The organism is Streptococcus sp. CF8-6 (assembly GCF_024295845.1).
Lineage (GTDB): Bacteria > Bacillota > Bacilli > Lactobacillales > Streptococcaceae > Streptococcus > Streptococcus oralis_BO.
Genome location: NZ_JANCOF010000001.1, coordinates 542617 through 564599, shown reverse-complemented (window position 1 = coordinate 564599; position 21983 = coordinate 542617). Strand labels below are relative to the sequence as shown.

The 21983-nt window shown below is 42.2% G+C and carries 24 protein-coding genes; 2 read left to right on the top strand and 22 right to left on the bottom strand.

What is annotated here, in order from left to right; all coding sequences use genetic code 11:
- Window positions 1-8 precede the first annotated feature (8 nt).
- The 3 genes from era to ybeY are packed head-to-tail and all read right to left on the bottom strand — an operon-like array spanning window position 9 to window position 1798.
- A complete protein-coding gene (gene era, locus NML69_RS02745; protein ID WP_125413226.1) occupies window positions 9-908 on the bottom strand; it encodes a GTPase Era in 900 nt (299 codons plus the stop codon).
- Window positions 909-924: 16 nt separating this feature from the next.
- Window positions 925-1320, bottom strand: a complete 396-nt coding sequence (locus NML69_RS02740) for a diacylglycerol kinase family protein (protein WP_254725236.1) — start codon at window positions 1318-1320, stop codon at window positions 925-927.
- Window positions 1301-1798 carry an rRNA maturation RNase YbeY gene (gene ybeY, locus NML69_RS02735; RefSeq protein ID WP_000275169.1) on the bottom strand — a complete coding sequence of 166 codons (498 nt, stop codon included), beginning with the start codon at window positions 1796-1798 and terminating at the stop codon, window positions 1301-1303. The genes NML69_RS02740 and ybeY overlap by 20 nt, the downstream gene beginning before the upstream one ends.
- A 104-nt stretch (window positions 1799-1902) precedes the next feature.
- Between ybeY and pavA the strand changes: the two genes are divergently transcribed.
- On the top strand, window positions 1903-3558 hold the full coding sequence (gene pavA / locus NML69_RS02730; protein ID WP_254725235.1) for an Rqc2 family fibronectin-binding protein PavA: 1656 nt from the start codon (window positions 1903-1905) through the stop codon (window positions 3556-3558).
- Window positions 3559-3757: 199 nt separating this feature from the next.
- Here the strand turns inward: pavA and NML69_RS02725 are convergent, their stop codons facing one another.
- From NML69_RS02725 to NML69_RS02675, 11 genes are all read right to left on the bottom strand, one after another.
- On the bottom strand, window positions 3758-4489 hold the full coding sequence (locus NML69_RS02725; RefSeq protein WP_042902364.1) for an NAD-dependent protein deacylase: 732 nt from the start codon (window positions 4487-4489) through the stop codon (window positions 3758-3760).
- A gap of 153 nt (window positions 4490-4642) precedes the next feature.
- On the bottom strand, window positions 4643-5353 hold the full coding sequence (deoD, locus tag NML69_RS02720) for a purine-nucleoside phosphorylase (protein WP_254725234.1): 711 nt from the start codon (window positions 5351-5353) through the stop codon (window positions 4643-4645).
- Window positions 5354-5575: 222 nt separating this feature from the next.
- Window positions 5576-6286, bottom strand: a complete 711-nt coding sequence (locus tag NML69_RS02715) for a type 1 glutamine amidotransferase (RefSeq protein ID WP_254725233.1) — start codon at window positions 6284-6286, stop codon at window positions 5576-5578.
- A complete protein-coding gene (locus NML69_RS02710; protein WP_254725232.1) occupies window positions 6283-7518 on the bottom strand; it encodes a chloride channel protein in 1236 nt (411 codons plus the stop codon). The genes NML69_RS02715 and NML69_RS02710 overlap by 4 nt, the downstream gene beginning before the upstream one ends.
- A gap of 4 nt (window positions 7519-7522) precedes the next feature.
- Entirely contained in the window at window positions 7523-8332 is an 810-nt protein-coding gene (locus NML69_RS02705) for a purine-nucleoside phosphorylase (protein WP_038806187.1), read from the bottom strand.
- Window positions 8329-8889 (bottom strand): DUF1697 domain-containing protein, encoded by a 561-nt coding sequence (locus NML69_RS02700; protein ID WP_049549988.1) that lies wholly within the window; start codon window positions 8887-8889, stop codon window positions 8329-8331. The genes NML69_RS02705 and NML69_RS02700 overlap by 4 nt, the downstream gene beginning before the upstream one ends.
- A 1-nt stretch (window position 8890) precedes the next feature.
- Complete coding sequence (locus NML69_RS02695) at window positions 8891-10102, bottom strand: phosphopentomutase (RefSeq protein WP_049549987.1); 1212 nt, start codon at window positions 10100-10102, stop codon at window positions 8891-8893.
- Between the two features lie 23 nt (window positions 10103-10125).
- Window positions 10126-10809 (bottom strand): ribose-5-phosphate isomerase RpiA, encoded by a 684-nt coding sequence (rpiA, locus tag NML69_RS02690; RefSeq protein ID WP_254725231.1) that lies wholly within the window; start codon window positions 10807-10809, stop codon window positions 10126-10128.
- Between the two features lie 105 nt (window positions 10810-10914).
- Window positions 10915-11844 (bottom strand): peptidase U32 family protein, encoded by a 930-nt coding sequence (locus NML69_RS02685; protein ID WP_254725230.1) that lies wholly within the window; start codon window positions 11842-11844, stop codon window positions 10915-10917.
- A 124-nt stretch (window positions 11845-11968) separates the two neighbouring features.
- Entirely contained in the window at window positions 11969-12649 is a 681-nt protein-coding gene (locus NML69_RS02680; RefSeq protein ID WP_254725229.1) for an ABC transporter ATP-binding protein, read from the bottom strand.
- A gap of 13 nt (window positions 12650-12662) precedes the next feature.
- A complete protein-coding gene (locus tag NML69_RS02675) occupies window positions 12663-13718 on the bottom strand; it encodes an ABC transporter permease (RefSeq protein ID WP_254725228.1) in 1056 nt (351 codons plus the stop codon).
- A 385-nt stretch (window positions 13719-14103) separates the two neighbouring features.
- Between NML69_RS02675 and NML69_RS02670 the strand changes: the two genes are divergently transcribed.
- Window positions 14104-14388, top strand: coding sequence for a DUF3270 domain-containing protein (locus tag NML69_RS02670; protein ID WP_254725227.1), 285 nt, complete (start codon window positions 14104-14106; stop codon window positions 14386-14388).
- Between the two features lie 63 nt (window positions 14389-14451).
- On the opposite strand, the gene NML69_RS02665 is transcribed toward NML69_RS02670, so the two are convergent.
- The 8 genes from NML69_RS02665 to NML69_RS02630 all read right to left on the bottom strand — a co-directional run bounded on the left by NML69_RS02665 (window position 14452) and on the right by NML69_RS02630 (window position 21933).
- Window positions 14452-15789 (bottom strand): cell wall metabolism sensor histidine kinase WalK, encoded by a 1338-nt coding sequence (locus NML69_RS02665; RefSeq protein WP_254725226.1) that lies wholly within the window; start codon window positions 15787-15789, stop codon window positions 14452-14454.
- Window positions 15779-16453: a two-component system response regulator CiaR gene (gene ciaR, locus NML69_RS02660; RefSeq protein WP_000590635.1), complete on the bottom strand. Its 675-nt coding sequence runs from the start codon at window positions 16451-16453 to the stop codon at window positions 15779-15781. The genes NML69_RS02665 and ciaR overlap by 11 nt, the downstream gene beginning before the upstream one ends.
- 110 nt (window positions 16454-16563) lie before the next feature.
- Window positions 16564-19110 (bottom strand): M1 family metallopeptidase, encoded by a 2547-nt coding sequence (locus tag NML69_RS02655; protein WP_254725225.1) that lies wholly within the window; start codon window positions 19108-19110, stop codon window positions 16564-16566.
- A gap of 121 nt (window positions 19111-19231) precedes the next feature.
- Entirely contained in the window at window positions 19232-19672 is a 441-nt protein-coding gene (locus NML69_RS02650; RefSeq protein ID WP_254725224.1) for an ASCH domain-containing protein, read from the bottom strand.
- The gene (locus NML69_RS02645) at window positions 19669-20517 is read right to left on the bottom strand and encodes a putative PEP-binding protein (RefSeq protein WP_254725223.1); all 849 of its coding nucleotides are present in this window, start codon (window positions 20515-20517) and stop codon (window positions 19669-19671) included. Before NML69_RS02645 ends, NML69_RS02650 begins: the two co-directional genes overlap by 4 nt.
- Window positions 20495-20995 (bottom strand): NUDIX hydrolase, encoded by a 501-nt coding sequence (locus NML69_RS02640; RefSeq protein WP_254725323.1) that lies wholly within the window; start codon window positions 20993-20995, stop codon window positions 20495-20497. The genes NML69_RS02645 and NML69_RS02640 overlap by 23 nt, the downstream gene beginning before the upstream one ends.
- A 10-nt stretch (window positions 20996-21005) precedes the next feature.
- Complete coding sequence (locus tag NML69_RS02635) at window positions 21006-21704, bottom strand: 3-oxoacyl-ACP reductase (RefSeq protein ID WP_254725222.1); 699 nt, start codon at window positions 21702-21704, stop codon at window positions 21006-21008.
- The gene (locus NML69_RS02630) at window positions 21697-21933 is read right to left on the bottom strand and encodes a DUF2829 domain-containing protein (RefSeq protein ID WP_033684947.1); all 237 of its coding nucleotides are present in this window, start codon (window positions 21931-21933) and stop codon (window positions 21697-21699) included. The genes NML69_RS02635 and NML69_RS02630 overlap by 8 nt, the downstream gene beginning before the upstream one ends.
- Window positions 21934-21983: the final 50 nt, after the last annotated feature.

Below are 21983 nucleotides of genomic sequence, written 5' to 3'. Positions count from 1 at the left end.
ACCTCTACTTAGTATTCTTTTTCATTATAGCCAAAGTCAGCCAAATCTAGCTTTTTATCACGCCAGTTTTTCTTAACCTTGACCCAAGTTTCTAGGAAAACCTTGTCCCCTAGCATGAGTTCGATATCACGACGAGCCATGGTCCCTATTTTCTTGAGCATAGCGCCACCTTTTCCGATGATAATGCCTTTTTGGCTATCGCGCTCGACCATGATGGTTGCTCGGATATGGACCTTGTCTGTCTCTTCATCACGCTTCATAGAGTCGACCACTACGGCAACTGAGTGAGGAATCTCTTCTCGAGTTAGGTGCAAGACTTTCTCACGAATCATTTCTGAAACCAAGAAACGCTCAGGATGATCTGTGATTTGATCAGCTGGGAAATACTGGAAACCTTCCTCCAGATTTTCACTCAGAATATCGATTAGATGAGAAACATTATTACCCTGAAGGGCTGAGATAGGAACAATTTCCTTAAAGTCCATCTGGTTACGGAAGTCATCAATCTGAGCCAAAAGCTGGTCTGGATGGACCTTGTCAATCTTATTCACCACCAGAATCACAGGAACCTTGGCAGCTTTCAGACGCTCGATAATCATATCGTCGCCCTTACCACGTGGCTCATCAGCTGGCACCATGAATAGAACAGTATCCACTTCACGCAGAGTACTGTAGGCAGATTCCACCATGAAATCTCCAAGAGCCGTCTTAGGCTTGTGAATCCCCGGCGTGTCGATAAAGACGATTTGCTCCTTATCCGTGGTGTAAATCCCCATGATTTTATTGCGCGTTGTCTGCGCTTTGTCACTCATAATGGCAATCTTTTGCCCCATGACGTGATTCAAAAAGGTTGACTTCCCAACATTGGGACGTCCCAAAATAGCTACAAAGCCTGATTTAAATGTCATAATTTCCTCTTACTATTTAAAATAATAAATCCCAAATACGTGGGAGAAAGATAAGTACACCTGTCACCGCAGCAAAAAGAGAGACCACAAGCACGGCACCTGCTGCCATGTCCTTGGCTTTCTTTGCCAACATAGAAAAGTGATAGTGACTGGCTAGATCCACCACATTTTCAATAGCAGAGTTAATAATTTCAAAGGCTACTACCAAGAAAATGCTCATTAGGAGAAAGAGCCATTCAATGCGTGACACCTGAAAAACAAAACCTGCAAGGATGACTACTAGGGCCGTCACTGCATGTTTTCGCATATTACGTTCTTCCTTGAAAGCAGTCAGAATTCCTGTAAGAGCAAATTCTAAACTGGATACTAGGTCACGATTTTTCCATTTTCGTTTATTGTCTTGTGAGTCCATAGGCTGTCAAAATTTCTTCTTGTAAACCGAACATCTCCGCTTCTTCTTCCGGAGTGTAGTGATCATAGCCGTTAATGTGTAAAAAGCCGTGTACTGCCAAGAAGCCCATCTCACGCTCGAAGCTGTGGCCGTATTCCTCAGCCTGCTCATGCGCTTTATCGATAGAGATGAACAGTTCCCCAATATAGGCATCAAACTCAGACATCATCTCTGCCAATTCAGGATTTTCAAGCAAATCTTCCTCATCAAAGGCAATATCCAACTCTGGTTTATACTCAAGGCTGATGACATCCGTCGGACGATCGGTATCACGGTACTCGAGATTGAGTTCGTGGCTACGCTCGTTGGTCACAAAAGTGACTGCCATCTCCTTGTCTTCTTTTCCTATTTTTTGGGCTGCAAATTCCAAAATTTCTTGGGTTTGTTGCAAGATTTCTTGTGAAACTTGACCAGTTTCATCTACCATTTCAATATACATGTACTTCTCGATTCTCTTTACTTGGCTTTATTATACCATATTTCCATGATTTTATTCTACCTTTTTGATATAATACTATGGAATACAATCACAAGGAGAGAACGATGTCATTTGACGGATTTTTTTTACACCACATGGTTGAGGAATTGCGAAGCGAGTTGGTCAATGGTCGCATCCAGAAAATCAATCAACCTTTTGAACAAGAGTTGGTCTTGCAAATCCGCAGCAATCGCCAAAGTCATCGCCTGCTCCTTTCTGCTCATCCCGTATTTGGACGCATTCAGCTAACCCAAACGACTTTTGAAAATCCAGCCCAACCTTCTACCTTTATCATGGTTTTGAGGAAGTATTTGCAGGGTGCTATGATTGAGTCGATTGAGCAAGTGGAAAATGACCGTATCGTGGAAATTACAGTTTCCAATAAAAACGAGATTGGGGATCATATCCAGGCCACGCTCATCATCGAGATTATGGGCAAACACAGTAATATTCTCCTCGTGGATAAAAGTAGCCATAAAATCCTCGAAGTTATCAAACATGTTGGCTTTTCACAAAATAGCTACCGCACCTTGCTTCCAGGATCGACCTATATTGCTCCGCCTAGTACCGAATCTCTCAATCCTTATACTGTCAAGGATGAAAAGCTCTTTGAAATTCTGCAAACCCAAGAACTAACAGCAAAAAATCTTCAAAGCCTCTTTCAAGGTTTAGGACGCGATACAGCAAATGAATTGGAAAACATTCTTGTCAGTGATAAACTGTCTACTTTCCGAAACTTTTTCGAGCAAGAAACCAAGCCTTACCTAACGGAGACTTCTTTCAGCCCAGTTCCTTTTGCAAATCAGGTGGGAGAGCCTTTTGCCAGTCTCTCTGATCTTCTGGATACCTATTACAAAGATAAGGCAGAGCGCGATCGCGTCAAGCAACAAGCCAGTGAGCTCATTCGCCGTGTTGAAAATGAATTGCAAAAAAATCGCCACAAACTCAAAAAACAAGAAAAAGAGTTACTAGCGACAGACAATGCTGAGGAGTTTCGCCAAAAAGGAGAGTTGCTGACAACCTTCCTCCACCAAGTTCCCAATGACCAAGATCAGGTTACCTTGGACAACTACTACACCAACCAGCCTATCACCATTGCGCTTGATAAGGCCTTGACTCCCAGCCAGAATGCTCAACGCTATTTTAAGCGTTACCAGAAACTCAAAGAAGCTGTCAAATACCTGACTGAACTGATCGAAGAAACCAAGGCCACCATTCTTTATCTAGAAAGTGTCGAGACTGTGCTCAATCAAGCAGGGCTGGAGGAAATCGCTGAAATCCGTGAAGAATTGATCCAAACAGGCTTCATTAGAAGACGCCAACGCGAGAAAATTCAGAAACGCAAAAAACCAGAGCAGTATCTAGCAAGCGATGGCAAAACCATCATCTATGTCGGTCGAAACAATCTTCAAAATGAGGAATTGACCTTTAAAATGGCCCACAAGGAGGAACTTTGGTTCCATGCCAAGGACATTCCTGGAAGTCATGTCGTTATCTCAGGAAATCTTGACCCATCTGATGAAGTTAAAACAGACGCAGCCGAACTAGCAGCCTACTTTTCCAAAGGGCGCTTGTCAAATCTAGTTCAGGTGGATATGATTGAAGTCAAGAAACTCAACAAACCAACTGGTGGAAAACCTGGCTTTGTAACCTACACAGGACAAAAGACCCTCCGCGTTACACCAAACCCAGAAAAAATCGCATCTATGAAAAAAACCTGATTCCACTTGAAATCAGGATTTTCTTTTACATTTCACTCTGCAATCAAGGTTTCCAAACCAACCTTCATCATATCGGTGAAGGTGTTTTGATTTTCTCAGCCAGTTTTTAATAACTCTCAAAGAGCGAGATAGTGGTCAATAAATGAGATAGTTTTCTCTTTCAAGTAACAAGGTTTTGTTGCTATCTTCTAAAATTCTTTTATTGTCTCAATTTCGAAAAGACTTCCCCAATCTTGCCTTCAATGACCAATGTAGCTTGGCTGTCTTGTGGAATACTGGTTTTATTGATAAGGACCAGATTTGTCCCAGAAAAATAGTTTACTAGGCTAGCTGCAGGATAAACAACCATGGAAGTCCCACCAATAATCAGCAAGTCTGCTTGCCGAATAGCTTGTGCAGCTTGACTAAAAACATCCATGTCAAGTGATTCTTCATACAAGGTCACGTCAGGCTTGACCACCTTGCCACAGTCTAAGCAGTGGGGAACAGGTCCCTCGAGGGCAAGAAAAGCAGTTAAGTCATAGAAATGTTGACAACCTAGGCAGTAATTCCGGTCCGCACTCCCATGCAATTTAAAGACTTTTTGGGAGCCAGCCATTTCATGAAGACTATCGATATTTTGTGTCACAACAGCCTTTAGCTTACCTGTCTTTTCCAAAGTAGCCAGATAAGTGTGAGCAGCATTAGGCTTTGCTTCTGGATAAATCAGGTATTTTTTATAGAAGTCAAAAAAATCTTCTGGATAGCGCTCAAACATGGTTCGAGAAACGAGTTGCTCTGCCGTAAAATGACGGCCTAACTGATGACTATAAACACCATCTGAACTACGAAAATCTGGGATATTAGACTCGGTTGACACTCCTGCCCCTCCAAAGAAAACAATCCGTTGGCTTTGATCTATCAAGTCTTGTAATTGTTCAATTTTATCCATCACGTTTCTCCTTAAGCTGGGTTCTAAAAAAGTTGAAAACCAATAGCTCCAGCAATCTGATTTTCAACTCTTCCTTTATCATTACTGATATATTTGAGATTAAAGCATTTAAATCAATCTTAGAAATAACCTTATCTCAAAGCAATACGATGTTTACTCTGCAATCAAGGTTTCCAAACCAACCTTCATCATATCGGTGAAGGTATTTTGGCGTTCTTCTGCGGTAGTATCTTCATCTGGATTGACCAAGCTATCAGAGATTGTCATGATAGCTAGCGCATCAACATGATGTTGGGCAGCAAGATAGTAAAGTGCTGCTGCTTCCATTTCTACAGCTTTAACTCCCCATTTACCAAGCTCAATGTTCTTTTCAAAGTAGTTTGAATAAAAGACATCAGATGACAAAACGTTCCCAACATGGCTGGTCATACCGTGTTCTTTGGCGATATGGTAGGCCTTGTCTAGCAGGTCAAAACTAGCGATTTGTGGGAAATCATACTGTGGCCAGTCGTTGCGGATGATGTTTGAGTTGGTTGCAGCTGCTTGCGCCAAAACCAATTCACGGACGTGGACATCTTCATTCAAAGAACCAGCAGTTCCCACGCGAATCAATTTCTTTACACCGTAGTCCACAATCAACTCACGCGCATAAATCGAAATGGATGGCATCCCCATCCCAGTTCCCATGACCGATACACGGTGGCCCTTGTAAGTACCAGTGTAGCCAAACATGTTACGCACTTCGTTAAAACAAACAGCATCTTCAAGGAAGTTCTCCGCAATAAATTTCGCACGAAGTGGATCCCCCGGAAGAAGAATTTTATCAGCAATTTCACCCTGCTTAGCAGCAATATGGATAGACATAATTAAGATATAAAGGGCGACAGAGAACAAAGTAAAAATAGGAAACTGACGAAGCATCGCAGATGCTAGACAGTTTATCTTTTTTACACAGTTCTCCGCCCGTATTCAGTTCAGCAAATACGGTTTACCCATCCTTTCTTTCTTGATTTTAAATTTAAATATTTCGCAGAATAGTTAGCCCGAGTTTGACTATAACTCAGATACTCTGCCTTTCTGTAGTTCCTATTTTACCAATGAATCTAAAAATGCATACAGTTTTGCATTCATTTCGGAATAATCGTTTCCACGTAATTCTTCTGGTGTTTGAACAAAAGGTAACTTTTCACTTTGCTCTCTTAATTGCTCTTCACCATCCGCAGCAATCAATAATTCTACTGCTTCTGCATCAAATTCCAAATGAGCCTGAAAGGCATAATGTTTCGGACTGAAGCGAATAATCTGACGTGGACAACCTTGACTCGTCGCAAGAACAACAGCATCCTCTGTCAGCCCTGGCATATCACCATGCCAGTGGCCAGTTTCTAAGGTTTCTCCGAACAAGCTAACATGAGGGTCTGTTAGACCTTGCATCGTCAATGTCACAGGATAAACGCCGATCTCGCGCTCAAGACTGTGTTCATACTTCGCACCATAGGCAACAGATAGGAGCTGCGCACCAAGACAGACACCAACGATATAGATATCTGCAGCAATCGCTTCTTTCATAAAAGCAAGCTCAGCCTTAGGGTCATAGTATGGGAATTTTTCTCTATCCTCATCAGGTGATTGAGGACCACCCATAACAATCAGAAAATCAATCCCGTCAATTGTTTCAGGAAGAGGTTCTTTTTCATAAACCTTTGTTGATGTAATGTGATGTCCTCGTTCTAGAGCCCATTTTAGATAAGCACCCGGAACCTCAAATGTTTCATGCAGTACAAAGTGTACCTTCATTGTCCTTTCTCCCATCTCTTTCGAACCATGTAAGACATTCCTGCCGCTAGTACAAGCGGTATTGTCAAACTCCAATCCTGACCTGTAAATCCAAGGCTTAGGGCAATAGCCGTCAGAGGAGCTTGTAAGGTCGTCCCTAAAAAGACTGTTGCTCCTAGTAACATTCCTAGAGCTGGATCCAGGTGGACGCCAACTACTGTCAAAAGCAAGGTCACTAAGTAACCAGACCCAATCCCCAAGGCAAATGATGGTGTCAAGGTTCCCCCATAGGCACCATTGCGTAAGAGGAGATAAACCAAAAGCCCCTTCATTGCAAGAGTCAGTGGAAGATAGGGAACCGGCTGGCGAGATAACAAGGCCTGCGCTAGTACCTGACCATTTCCCATAAAGATAGGGAAAAAGGATACAAGGCTCCCCAACACTAGAAAGGCTAGAGGAAGAGCCCAGAGGATCGTCTCATCCTTGCGGCGTTTGCGATTAGCTTGCTTGGCTAAGGATCGAAAAACCAGTGCTAGAGGAGTGACCAATAACGCAATCAGAATAGCTTGTAAGAAACCGCTGACCGACCATGAGACCGCAGATAGGTGATAAATAGCATCCTGACCAACAATGGGCTGAGCCACCCAAGTTGCCAGATAAGTACTAGCCAAAACCATCAAAAAGTTCTGCCAACTATAGGCAAGTCCTAAGGTCTCAAAGACAAACAAGCTACTAGCAAAGGGAACCTGATAAACCGCAGCTAGACCAGCTCCTGCCCCACAGGCAACCAATACCTTCTGTTCTTTAAGGGCTAGAGAGAACCCCTTTGACAAGCGACCAGCTAGAAGAGCCCCGACCTCGCGTGGTGCTCCTTCTTTTCCGACCGATGCACCTGCTCCGACAATCGCAACCTGCATACCTGCATGAAGGAGGTGGGCTAAGAGTGCTGGATTTCTGGCTCCAGCTAGGTCAATTTGCTGGCGAATAGAGAAGATTTTATAGCGCCTTTGCAGGATATACCAGAAGCCAGCTGCCGAGCATCCTGTCATACATATGACTAGGAATCTACGGAGATTCCCAGCTTCTTGGAATAGTTGGAGCAAATCCGAACTAGCTTGGCCAAAAGCCAGCCTTTGCACACCTTCAAGTAGATAATGGCAGGCAATGCCGACTAGCCCAGCCCCTATTCCCAATGATAAGGTGGCTAGAAGTAATCTTAGTCCGTAGGGCAGAGTTTGGAGTCGTGCTTTCATAGGATTACAATTCAGCAAGAATCGCTTTCAGCAAGCCTTTAAAGTCACCTTTGACACGTTCAGTTACTTCCACAACTTCTTCGTGGTTGAGTTCTTCTTGGAAACCTGCAGCATGGTTAGTAATACATGAAATACCGAGAACTTTCAATCCTGAGTGGGCGGCCACAATAACTTCAGGAACAGTGGACATACCAACTGCATCTGCTCCCAATGTCTTATAGGCACGAATTTCTGCAGGTGTTTCATAAGTCGGACCAGTTACACCGATATAGACACCTTCATCAAGCTTGATACCAAGTTTTTTTGCCACTTCATGGGCAGTAGCACGGTATTCTGGTGTGTAGGCTTTAGACATATCTGGGAAACGTGGACCAAAGTCATCCAAGTTTTCACCCATCAATGGATTTTGCCCGGTCATGTTGATATGGTCTGAGATAGCCATCAAAGTACCAGGACCATAGCCAATACCACCAGCTGCATTGGTTACAATGACACCTTCACATCCGAGGACTTTCATTACACGAACTGGGAAAGTCACGACTTCAAGAGGGTTGCCTTCGTAGAAATGGAAGCGACCTTGAAGGGCCAAGACCTTGCGACCTGCAAGTTCACCATATACCAATTTCCCAGCGTGTCCGACTACTGTAGAGCGGCCCCAGTTTGGGATATCTGCATAATCTACTACAACTGGATTTTCGATTTCTTCTGCCAATTCTCCAAGTCCTGATCCAAGGATTAGACCGAACTCAGGTGCTAGTATTCCCTTTTCTTTCAGGAAAGCAGCTGTTTCCTTGATCTTATCTAAAAATGTCATTGTGTGTCTCCTTTATTATTTTTTAGCATTTGACCGATTTTGTCAAAGGTTTTTGCATTGCGAATGGTGATGTGGCGATAAAAAGGCATCTTGAGCAGGTGCTTGTGATAGGCAGTTGCATAGTAGGATTCTTCAGTGATCTTCCCCCAGAAGATCCCAAGTCTTCCAAAATGAACCACTTCATCTTTCAGTTCCAAACTTTCAACTTTCTCAATGACTTGATCCACATCCAAGCCTTCTGTATAAAAGAGGACATCTTTTCGAGCCAGATCTTTGGTCCACCATTCAGGTAGATTTTCAATTTCCGCTTCAAAGTCCTCAAGACTCAGCAAGGAAAAGCTCTGAATAAATGGATAATGGACTGCAAAGAAAGACTCTAACTTTTCAACCAATCGGGCTTTGGAGTCTGTCGAAGTAAAGAAAATATTGCCACTGTTGATGTAGGTTTCAACCTTTTCCAGTCCCAACTCTGTCAGTTCTTGACGAAGTTGCGCCATGACAACTTTATTTTTCCCACCTACATTAATGCCCCGAACAAGTATAGCATATCGCGTCATCTTATACCAATTTATCTAAGAAACTTTCACCAATCATGGCAGTTTCAACACCAAAGTTATCCGCAACTGTTGCTGAGATATCTGCAAAATGCCCAACTGGAATGACACCATTTCCTTTAAAGGCAGGACTGTAAGCTAAAAGTGGAATATATTCACGAGTGTGGTCTGTTCCAGCATAGGTTGGGTCATTTCCATGGTCAGCAGTAATCAAGAGAAGATCATTTTCTCTCATGGCAGCGATAATTTCAGGCAAACGCTCATCGAACTCATGCAAGCAATCACGGTAACCATGAGCATTGCGACGGTGTCCATAAAGGGCATCAAAGTCAACTAAGTTTGTGAAGGAGAATCCTTTTTCAAACTCAGCAAGTCCCATGGTCTTCAATAATGTATCAATTCCATGGCTGTTTGACTTGTTGTGGCCCATGTCATGGTTGATACCAGCGCCGTTAAAGATATCGTTGATTTTACCAACAGCGTACGTATCGATACCAGCTTCGTTCAATTTATCCAAAACAGTTGGTGCAAATGGAGATACTGCCAAGTCACGACGATTTGCTGTACGAGTGAAGTTACCTGGTTCACCAACATATGGACGGGCAATGATACGACCTAAAAGGGCAGGACGCTCAAGGGTAATCGAACGAGCGTATTCACAGATACGGTACAATTCATCCAAAGGAATGATGTCTTCGTGGGCAGCAATCTGCAAAACTGGGTCAGCTGAAGTATAGATAATCAACTCCCCAGTTTCCATTTGACGTGGTCCGAAATCGTCGATAATAGCTGTTCCTGAGTAAGGTTTGTTGGCTTCACGAATGACCTTACGTCCTGAAAATTCTTCGATTTTTGTCAGGATTTCTTCTGGAAATCCGTTCCAGAAAGTATCGAAAGGCTCGGTAATGTTGAGTCCCATGATTTCCCAGTGACCAGTCATGGTATCCTTACCAAGGGAAACTTCTTCCAATTTTGTTGCATATCCTGTTGGATTGCTTTCAGCTGGTACAGTCTTTAGAGGAGTTTCACGAGGAATATTTCCTAGACCGATTTTAGCCATGTTTGGCACATTCAAACCAACTGTTTTAGAAATGTGTCCTAGTGTGTCAGATGCACCATCTGGAACCCCTGCATTGACAAAGTTATTAGCATCTGGAGCAGCACCGATTCCCACAGAATCCAGTACCACCAAGTGAATACGATTAAATTTTGACATAGTCTGTCTCCTTACTATCTTAGTTATCTTGCTTTTGTTGAAGTTAAAATCTGAACCCCGTCTCGTCCAGCAACGATGACCTTATCCACCATTTGGTTGAACAAGCCATGCTCTACGACACCAACGACATGGTCCAATTCTTGCCCGAAAGTAATCGGATTTTCAATGACATCCAAGGCTAGGTCAATGATAAAATTCTGCATATCGGTTACAAAACGCTGACCGTCTTTTTCACGGAAACTTGGTTTGTAGCCAGCTCGCTCAAAACGACGAAAAACCTGTTCTGCGCCATACTGAACCACTTCCACAGGCAATTTAAAAGCACCTAGTTTATCAACCAGTTTGCTTTCATCTACCACCCAAATGTATTCTTTTGAGGGCGTTGCGACAACCTTCTCCATCAGAAGGGCACCACCACCGCCTTTGATTCCGTTAAACTGGCTATCTACTTCATCCGCCCCGTCAACCGTCACATCGACAAAATCCACTTGATCAATCGACTTGAGCGGGATGTTTAGTCCTTCAGCCTGTTTACTGGTCACACTGGAAGTTGTCACAGCAGTAATCTGCAAACCTTCTTCCTTCATCCGACGACCAATTTCTTCGACAAAATAATAGGCAGTAGAGCCAGTTCCCAGACCGACTACCATACCATCCTTGACAAACTCAGCAGCCTTGATACCTGCCATCTTTTTCAGATTCTCCACTTAAATACCTCCAATAGAAAGCTACATCTATTATAACATGTATCCGTTTTTATTTCATGAATACACTTGAAAAACCCGAACATTTTTATTTCGGGTTTTGGTGTTCTATTTAACCATATCAGGATCGTAATCATAGAATCCTGTATCGAGGAAACGGTTTTTAGGGTGTAACTTGCGCACTTCCTCATCTAACAAGAAGGCTTGGTCATGGCTGAAATTCCCCTCTTGGATCAAGCCACGCGCTTGAATAAAGAGTTTAGCAATTTCTACAAAATTCTGACCTGGGGTGTAAAGTCCCTCAAGTTTCCAGTGAGTAAAACCATGCTCCACCAATTCTGTCAATTTGGTCATCAAATCAAGGTCGTTATTTGCAAAGATGTGGGTACCATGATTATCTTCAAAGATAGAGTAATGGCTCTCAGGGTCACTCGGTTCTGCCAAGAAGAGGTCACGTTTACGTGTCTTTTCATCATCGATGTGCGTGAAGTTATAGTAGTTTTGCAAGAGTGGACGCTTAGAATGATGAATGACACTAGCTCCATAAACCAACACTTCAGCAGGAATTTCCAAAATCTCAGGCATCTTGAAGAGTTCAGCAGATGGAATTTCACGCGCCAAAACCGCCTCAGAGGCCCCTGCCTTTTGACCCCAGAAGTTAATCTGACGACTGCTTGTCACCATGGTTGAAGCATCATAAATGGTCTTAAAGGAATAGCCATCACGGTTGACCACATAAAAGACACCTGCATCTCCTACTGTAATATAGTCTGTCTTGATTTCTTCCAAGAAGTCTAGGAAAGGCTTGATTCGGTCCATCATATCTTGGTGCATGAGGGCATTAACCGCAACGATTAATTCCTTACCTGCATCATGAACCAACTTAGCAATCTCACGCAATTGGTCATGACTAAAAGTCGTTGGCAGACGAAGGCCAAAATCTTTCTCACCAACATAGATACGATCTACGCCAGCTTCGAGTAGTTGTTCAACTTGTTCAATACTTTCAGCAGTTGCTGTAATAATAATCTTTTCCATAAGAAAAATTATACCACATTTCTCAAAAATCATCTATGAATACTGAGAGTTTCACAAAAAGTTAAACTTATTTCTATCTTTCCCAATCAAAAAGTGAACAGTAACTTGTACTATTCACTCTATTTTATGCATGTGTTTCTTCAACTAGGTGGCCATCATTCATGACATAAATACGGTCAACCTTATCAAGAAGACGAGTATCATGTGTAATCATGACAACTCCTCTACCTTGTTCATGAGCAATGGTAGCCAACATCTCCGTTACTTGGTAAGCACGCTCGGTGTCTAGACTGGCTGTCGGCTCATCTGCAAGCACAATACTTGGATTGTTATAGAGCGCTCTAGCTATCGCCGCACGTTGACGTTCGCCACCTGATAAAGCCTTTGGATAATGATCTTTTACTTTTTCCAAATCCAACAAGTCAAACAGCTCTTTTCGGTCACTTTTACTATTTTTCCCCTTATCCAGTCTGTCAATCAAATCCAGCTGTTCCTTGACTGTTAGAAAAGGAATTAGGTTTGAAGCCTGAAGAATGAAACCAAACTCTCTAAAACGGAGGTCTGTTTTCTCCTTCTCCGTCAAACTGCCTGTTTCCTTCCCCTTTACTAGAATCTTTCCACTCGATGCTTCCTGAAGTTGTCCTAGAGTTGTTAGAAAGGTTGTCTTGCCAGAGCCAGAAGGCCCAACAATAGCTACGAACTCTCCCGTATTTAGCTGAAAATTCGTCTCATGCAGGGCAACGACTTTCATCTTTCTTTCCCCGTAGGTTTTTGTCACTTGAGTCATTTCAATCAATGTTGTCATACTATTCTCCTTATTATTCTGCAATCGCAGTAATCGGATCTACCTTTAGCAAGCGTGGAAGTGAAATGACACCACCTAGAAGGGCCATCAAGGAAATTACCAAACTTAGGACAGAGTAAGCTATCCAACTTGGATAGAAAAAGAAGGTAGCTGGTAAGACTAAAATCACTCCTCCGATTGCCAGCAAGGCTAAAGCAATCCCCATACCAGCTAGGAGAAAGACTTGACAAAAAAGAGACCATACAATGGTTTTGATCTGTATTCCTTGAGCCCGCATTATTCCATAAAGTCCTAATTTTTGGATGGTAATAATATAAACAAAAATCCCCACAATCAAGCCTGTGATGACAATCATAGCAAGAATCATCCCTGAAAATACATTCACCTGAGGTGTGTAACCAGGAATTTTTGATATCATTTTTGGAATGGAAATCTGTTTTAGACCATCGCCAGTCACTTCTATATCATTTTTCAATACCAAGGCAGAGATGGAACGATTGGCTTTCAAGGTTCCTTGTAAGGTCCAATAAGTTGTCAGACTCGTAAAGACAACAGGCTCTGTGAAAAATTTATTTCCTTGAGTCAGGCCTACAATCTTGTAACTTGCCTCGCTTCCATTGAGCTGAATGGCATCACCTAGCTTCATCCCATAGTTCTCAAAGGACTGATCCACGACAACCTCATCATCTCCTTCAGGATAACGACCCTCCGTCAAACTAGGTGAGATAAAAGCGTCCCAGTCTTGAGCAAAAATGGAAACATGGACCTTTTCACTACCATCGACTAGATTGGTCACAGCGAACATATAGCCCAGTGGAGCAACCTCTTTAGAACTCTTATCCTTGTAGTCCTTTTCAGGAATAAAGGATGCTGTCAAATTATCATTTGCGTAGTCGGATAAAACGACACCCGTCGCTTGCCAATTATCAATAGCGGCCCGGTTGTTCCGCACAAGACCAAGAGCTAGACTGGTCATAAAAAAGACCATAAAAGCGATAAGAAAAATGGTAGTTAGAATCAAACTATATCGCAGTTTGTTTCGTACTATTTCTTTGATAGCAAGATACATGCTTATCTCCTTTAACTCTCCCCAGAGGTAGCAAGAAGGCTACCCAGTCCAATAGACAGAATCTCTGTCCTTCCATCCATTCAAAACAACTCCTACCAATACTCTTCAAAAGTATCCAGGTAGCAACTCAACAAATCATCTTAGGAAAAAGCCTCAGCTTGCTATCAATTTATATAAGTTATCCCTTCCTTACTCAGTATATTTATAATAGAGAAGGTCAGGTCATCTGTTTTAAGTGTAACGTCCATGCTACCATTTTCCCTAGTGGGTGTCAAGAAGAGCGACTTAGAAGATGATAAGAGAGTTTAGTAGTTTTGTAACAATTCTGTAATAATTCTCTACATAAAAAATGATAAAATAGTTATGTACTGTTAAGGAGAGAATCATGCCCGCAAGAAAATTAGAAGCTTATGAGTTTGAACAAACTCCCGAATCGAATCAAACTCCGCTTTATCAAGACTATACACTGGAAGCTCCTGTTAGCTCCAATTTAAAAGAGATTTTATTTTTTGTAAATATTGCTTGTTTTTGTATTTTTATGGTGTTTTTTAGTTTTATCTTTTTAGCCTTAAAATTGAACACGGCTTTATCATTTGTTGCTGCTATGGGGGCAAGTTTGGTACTCCTCCAACTCCAACGAAAGATCATTAAACGAAAAATTTCAAAATAAAGGTTGGTAGTGGTACTAACCTCTTTTCTAGTTATCAAAAAAGACAGTTTTAAAACTGTCTTTTTATTTATTCTTACGTTTGGGAGGAGATTGAATAGCAATCTTAACTTCAAAAATTGTTCCTCTAGGCTTGTTATCTTTAACGGTAATCGTTCCTCGTAAGGCATCTACGATCTGCTTGGCCAAAGATAGTCCCAGACCAAAACCGCCTTTCTGACGGGTTCTCGCCTTGTCTACACGATAAAAGCGGTCAAAGATTTTCTTCTTATCGGCAGCTGAGATCCCAATTCCGTTATCCGTTACGGATAGATAGAGGTGGCGGTCCGTAGCATGGACCACAAACTCAATTTTTCCATCTTCTTCAGTATACTTGATAGCATTATCAAACAAGATAGTCATGAGCTGTTTTAGGAGCAACTGATCGGTCATGAAGGGACGATAAATCCGATTTTCATATTCAAAAACACGATCATTTTCAGAAGCAATCAACTCATAGTTAGCAAAGGTTATTTTAAAGAATTGTGGAGAAACTTCTGCTATTTCAGGTTTGATTCCATCATCTCGACGTGCAAGATTGAGAAGATTGGTCGTGAGGAAACGCATGTTGCGAACTTCTTCAAGACTAGAAGCAATGCTTTCGCTGGATTCCATAATCGTCGCTTCTGGTTTTCGAAAGAGAGTCTCTAAACGATTTTGTAAAACAGCCAAAGGCGTTCTCAGTTCGTGACTCGCATTTTCTACAAAGGACTTCTGCTTTTGCATACTTTCCAGTAAAGGTTTGACACTGACACGTGCCAGGTAAACACTGGCAATTAAAGACAGAAGCCAGAAACTAGCCATGACTACAACAATTAAATGCTCGTGGTTTTGGCTGATTTGCTCAAGCTGGCTAGTATTGATTAAAACCGCCGCATATTTGACATTACTTGAAACAGTGGATGAATTGGTTTCCATCAAGATCATCCGGTAGGTTTCTTCCTGACCGTAGCTATTGACAACTTGAATTTGCCGAATGTGATTCAACTCTTTCTTGTACAGCTTGATCTTGTCCAAACCTAAAAAGCGATTGCCCAGTAAGAGTTGGTTAAAATCCTTATCAAAGAGCAAGACTTCCGTATTGGAGCTGACATTGGGTTTGATTTCAGCCTTGCTGGCATCCGCTGTTGCTGGTTGAATATCTTTGACTTCTTCAGTTGCCCGATTAAGTGCTAATTGGATAACAGCTTGAGGGCTAGTGCTAAGGGCTTGTAGTTTTTCATCTACAGAAGTGTAGAGACTCGAGTGCATGACCTGGAGGATAATCAAGGTCATAGCAGAGAAAATCAGAGTGAACACTCCAAAGTTTCGAATGAAATAGCTGAAATCATCCGCATACCATGTTTTTTTTAGTTTATTGAACATCTTTTAAAATATACCCGACACTACGCAAGGTTTGAAGATTTTCAGCAAAGGCTGTTCCCTTCAGTTTCTTACGAACTTTTGAAACATAGACTTCTACAACGGAAATAGTCGTATCACTATCAAATCCCCATAGACGGTCAAAAATCTGTGTCTTGGGAAGAATGACATTTTGATTTTGAAGGAAGTAAACCAATAACTCAAACTCTTTTCCGAGTAGTTCCACAGGAGTATCTTCCACCTTCACTTCATTCGTTGAAAGGTTGACGACAACATCCCCATAGGTCAAGGTATTTTCGTTAAACTTGCCTGAACGCTTGAGAAGGGCTTGAATCCGCATTTTGAGTTCTTCTAGGTAGAAAGGTTTGGTGAGGTAGTCATCCGCTCCCAACTCAAAACCATGTCCCTTATCATCCAAACTTTCCTTAGCAGTCATGATAAGGACTGGTGTCGTGATTCCTTTTTCGCGCAACTCTTTCAAGACCTGGAAACCATTTTTTTCAGGTAACATCAGGTCAAGCAAAATCAAGTCATAGACGCCACTTTCAGCTTCATAGAGACCTTCTTCTCCATCAAAGACCTGCATGACATCTGCAAAATCATCTAAAAAGTCAAATACTGAGTTTGACAGGCCTAGGTCATCTTCCACTAATAGAATTTTTATCATCAGAAACTCCTCCTTGTTATGATTATTATACCAAAATTGCCTTAAAAAAAACTCAACTCTCTCTTCTTTTCAGATAGAAAGTTGAGTTTTTTATTTACATTTCGAATGGATTAAGCTTTGGCATATTGGGCTACAACAGCTTCGACTGCTACTTTTTCACGCTTAATCAAGTCAACACGTGCTGCGATATCCTTGATACCCATACGAATGTTACGGCTAAGAGCAAGGTCAGAGAGCTGTGGCTCAAAGAATTCCTTGTACTCTGCCAAGCGTTGCTCTGTCTTAAATACATGGGCAGGTAGGATAACAAAGCTATCAAAGCTCATATCCCCACCAAGGGCTGCCTTAATCCAGTCCCAGTTTTCACGCGCCCATACCCAAACAGTTTCTTGAGTTGTTTGATGATCTAGGAACTGGTAATACCAAGCAGACAAGTCTTGTGGTTTCACCACAAATTTATCCTTCCATGAACGAATCAAGGTTTGGATATTGTCAGCATCTGTACTATAGGCAAGAGCCGCAGCCAACTGGCGTTTGAAGACCGCATCTGTCGCATGAGTGTAGAGGTCCAGATAAGTTGCAACCAAGTCTTTGGTCTCATGGTGTTTCATCTCATTGATGAGAACTTGAGCACGGATGGCTGCTGGAAGTCCTGCAAGGTTCTCCTTGTGAGCTGCAAAGATTTGGCTAGCGACTTGACTAGCTTCTGCATCATTGGAGCGAATCATCATGGAAATGGTCAACTGACGAACCAATTCATCCTCATCTGATTCTCCATCTTTGGCTTCAAAACCAAGACGGTCATAGTTGTGACGAGCCAATTTAGCAACCAGTGCTTTGAAGGCTGTTTCAGCATCCGTTCCTTCATCAATAAAGCGCTCAAGGGCTGAAATCACTTGAGAAATAGCTGAAACTACCAAGTAAGACTCTTCCTTAGCAAGTTTATCAAGGACTGGGAGCAAGTCCGCATAAGAAATGTGCCCTGCTTCAGCCAACAAACGACGTTCTTGAACGATTTGTAGTTTGCTTGTGTTATCAAGTGTCTCTAGCTCAGCAAGAACAGCATCTAACAAGTTTCCTTGATAGTCTGTAATGTAGTGGGCTGTATTTTCAGTGTTGAGACGAAGGGCTCCTTTATTTTCAGCAAGAAGAGCGGCATAGCCAGGGATTTCGATACTTTCAGTTTCGAGTGTATCTGGCAAGCCTTTCCAGTTGCTGTTGAGTGGCACCACCCAGAGACGGTTCTTGTCTTCGTGCTCACCGATGAAGAATTGTTTTTGTGAAATCTTCAAGACGTCATTTTCAACTTTAACAGTGAGAACTGGGTAACCAGGTTGCTCCAACCAAGAATCCATGAAGGCTGCGACATCACGGCCTGACGCTTGACCAAGAGCATTCCATAGGTCACGACCAATGGTATTACTGTACTGGTGCTTTTCAAAGTAAGCATGCAAGCCTTTAGCGAAATCAGCATCACCGAGCCAACGGCGAAGCATGTGCATGAGACGGCTTCCTTTAGCATAGACGATAGCGCCATCAAAGAGCGTATTGATTTCATCTGGGTGTTTGACTTCGACATGGACAGACTGAACGCCATCCGTCGCATCGCGTTTAAGCGCAGCTGGAACACCACCTGTTTGGAAGTCTTCAAAGATATTCCAACTTGGCTCAATGGCATCCACACAGACGTATTCCATCATGTTAGCGAAGCTTTCATTAAGCCAGAGGTCATCCCACCATTTCATAGTCACGAGGTTTCCAAACCATTGGTGAGCCAACTCATGTGCTACAACTAGAGCAACTTGTTGACGGCTAGCAAATGTTGAATTCTCATCCACAACTAAGTAAACTTCACGGTAGGTCACAAGACCCCAGTTTTCCATGGCACCAGCTGAGAAGTCAGGGAGGGCGATATGGAGAGATTGAGGGATTGGGTATTTAACTCCGTAGTAATCTTCGTAAAACTCGATTGAGCGAACGGCGATGTCTAGTGAGAAATCAAGGTTAGATAGTGGGTGGGCTTTGGTTGAGTAGACACCTACGAGGGTACCGTTTTTAGTTTTAGCAGTCACCCCTTGCAAATCACCAGCTACAAAGGCCAATAAGTAAGAAGACATGCGAGGTGTTGTCTCAAACTTCCAGATGCCTGTTTCCTTGCGGTTTTCAACATTGATTTCTGGCATGTTCGACAAGGCCACTTCACCTTCCGCTTGGTCAAAACGTAGAGAAAGGTCAAAAGTTGCTTTAGCTTCTGGCTCATCCACACATGGGAAGGCTTCACGCGCAAAATGGCTTTCAAACTGAGTAGACAAGACTTCCTTCTTGACACCATCAACTGTGTAATAAGAAGGGTAAATCCCTGTCATGTTGTCTGTGATTTTACCAGAAAAGTCAAGAACCACTTCAACTTGACCAGCCTCAGCCAATTCGATATGAAGGGCTTCATTGTCATGGTCAACTGTAAATGGACGAGCTTGACCCGCGACTTCTACAGAAGTGATTCCCAAATCCTTTTGGTGAAGGGAAATACGATCACTCTGTGCTTGACCAGTAATGGTCACCTTACCAGAAAACGTTTTGGTCTCACGACTCAAGTCTAAAAATAAATCATAATGTTCAGGAACAAATTGCTTAATAAAATGTTCAACTGCTTGCATAGTTTTCTCCTATTCTAAGTTTAAGAGTTTTACTCTTATTCAAACAAACTTATTATATCATGTTTTGCTTGAGAAAAAAGGATTGGACGGTGATTTCCAAAACTTTCTTCCTTATAGCAGTCTACAGTGGGTAGACTTTGCGAAATTCTTCTAAAACAACCTTGCTATCAGGTGTAAAAGTCAGTCCTGCCTCTCTCAGCCACTCGGCGAAACAGTCCTCATGAACCTGACGCCAATAGGCTAGGGATTTGTCACCTTCCCCTTCCTTAAAAGCATGTTCAGCAGAAACTTGATTGAAGGGCTGGACAGAAACCTTTGTAATTTCGACAATACAGACAGCCTGATTTTGACTATCTAAAATGACATCAAAAGTTCCTTCTTGAGGAAGAGACTCGGCTTCTAGTGCATAGAGGTCGTAGGCTGATGCTGTTGCAGTCTTTTCGCCTCTTAAAACCAAATCTGCCAAGAGATCGGCTTCCACTCCAAAAGCCCAAGCATCGATCTCATCTCCGATCGAGGGATTGATTTTCTTGTATGCATTCCACATTTCTTGCGGTGTCATGGGTTGCTCCTTTGTAATTTTTTACTTACTTCTTTTATACGTTTGAGATGGTCTGGATGATCAATCTCTAAATTAAAAATCTCTGGAATAGAACTGTAGTGGATAATACATTTGATACCCATCTGATTCATTTTTTGTATGAAAGAATCATTCAGATAGCCTGCTACAGCAAAGTCAATTTTTTTCGCCCTTGCTTTATCCTGCATATCTCTCAGCATATCTAACATAATTGGACTTTCCATATCATGCCATTGACTGTTTCTTATAGTCGCAAAAACAAAAGAAGTCAAATCATTCATTCCAACTATAATCTTTGAAATACCAGTTTCTATTATTCTGTCCAAGTCAAAATAAGCTGACGGCAATTCAATCATTGTGCCGATTTTCCCAGTAAAACCATGCTCACGCATTACTGTAATAGCTTGCTTTAACTGCTCAGCATCATTGACAAAAGGAAAAATAACAGACAGATTGGGATTGGTTTGATAAATTTCTGTAACGACATTTGCCTCAGCCTGAAATTCATCCGGACACGCCAGCAAGCGCCTAGTTCCTCTATAACCAAACAAGGGATGATTTTCATCAAAATGCTCTTTAGTCCCCTTTAGACAATTAGCTTCTGTATTTGTTAACTCTGAAAAACGATACCAAACCTCTTCATCTGAGTACAAGGAGCAAATGGTATCTAGATAATCTTTTATAAATTGCTGACAACTTGCTAATAGGATGTTTTGATTAAGCTCTCTCAACAAATATTCTCCACGAATCATACCGACGTGGTCCAATAACTGAGGATAAACTTTTTCAACAATTTGTTCTCCACTAAGGACAAGTTGGTTTCTCATCATTCACCTTCCAATTCATGTAAGAAGTCTTGTCCAGTTCTGGAAATCCTAATAATTCAGACTTAACTTTCAAGACTAGTGGCGATGCATTTTCTTCTGTGATTTTTTGAATATCTATCCAAACATATCCGAGTGAATCATTCGCACCATCAGAGACAGCTTCAGAAATCGTGACTTGAGGTGCCTTCTCGTTGACTTCAATATCATAAAATGCCATGATATGGTGAACCATAAAATTTGTTAACTCTTCCCTGACGAAAACATCGTAGATTCGAGGATTAGAGTAGCTTCTAACGGTAAAGCCCGTCTCTTCCATAACTTCTCTAATCAGCGTTTCCGTCAGTCCTTCACCAAGTTGCTGACTGCCTCCGGGTAAATCATAACGATGTTGATAAGGGCCCCTCGTTTTTTCAATGCAGAGTAACTTCCCATTTTCAAAGCAAACAGCATAGACTCCAAAGTGTTTTTTGATTTCTATCCAACTCCTCCTACTTCAAAGACCAGCCACCATCAATGGTCAGGATTTGTCCTTGCATGGCGCTCGCTTTTCCACTTGCTAAGAAAAGGCTAATTTCTGCTACTTCCTCTGGCTCAATCCAGCGCTTGATTGGCGTTTCACTAGCTACCCAGTCAGCCAAGCCACCTGGTTCAAAGTCCGCAGCGGTCATAGCTGTCTTGACTGCCCCTGGAGCAATCCCAAAGATCTGAATACCAGCCTCAGCATAGTCTAGAGCCAACTGCTTGGTAAAGCCAGCTAAGGCGTGCTTAGACGAGGTATAGGCGTGACCACCTCCGCCAGCTAGACTTGAAGCAATCGAACACATATTGATGATGATTCCTTTTTTATTTTCCAGCATTTGCGTCAAATAATAGCGAGTCAACTCAACAGGAGTCACATAGTTGATTTCAAAAATCTCTTGAATTTCCTGCGCTGATTGTTCCAAAAGTGGTTTGTAATCATCCAAAACTCCAGCAGTATTGCACAAGACATCCACCTGAGGACACCAGTCAAAAATTGGCTCCAAGTCCAAGGTCAAATCTCTCTGTAAAAAGTGAAAATCACGCTCTAAGAGTGGATTTTCACCTTGGTCAACTCCATAAACTTGATAGCCATTCTCTAAAAAGAGTCGTGCTTGAGCCAGACCAATCCCTGAACTTACTCCCGTAATCAATACACGTCTAGTCATACACTTCTACCCAATCCGTCGCCAAAACATCACAAGGTGTCGGGCTCCACATGGAAAAACCTTCCCCTTCTCCAGACACGTTGATTAGAAAATAAGGCGTCACTTCAAGTGCAACCCCGTTTTGTTCGATAGTGTCAAAGAGTTGGACATAGTTTTCAGCCCCTCCCCAACCAGTTCGTACATATTTTTTCTTGGCCTTTAACCCAGGCAGGATTTCTTCAAAAGTCATGATGTTCTCCTTTAATTCTACATTCTTCATTTAATTATAACAAAAAACCG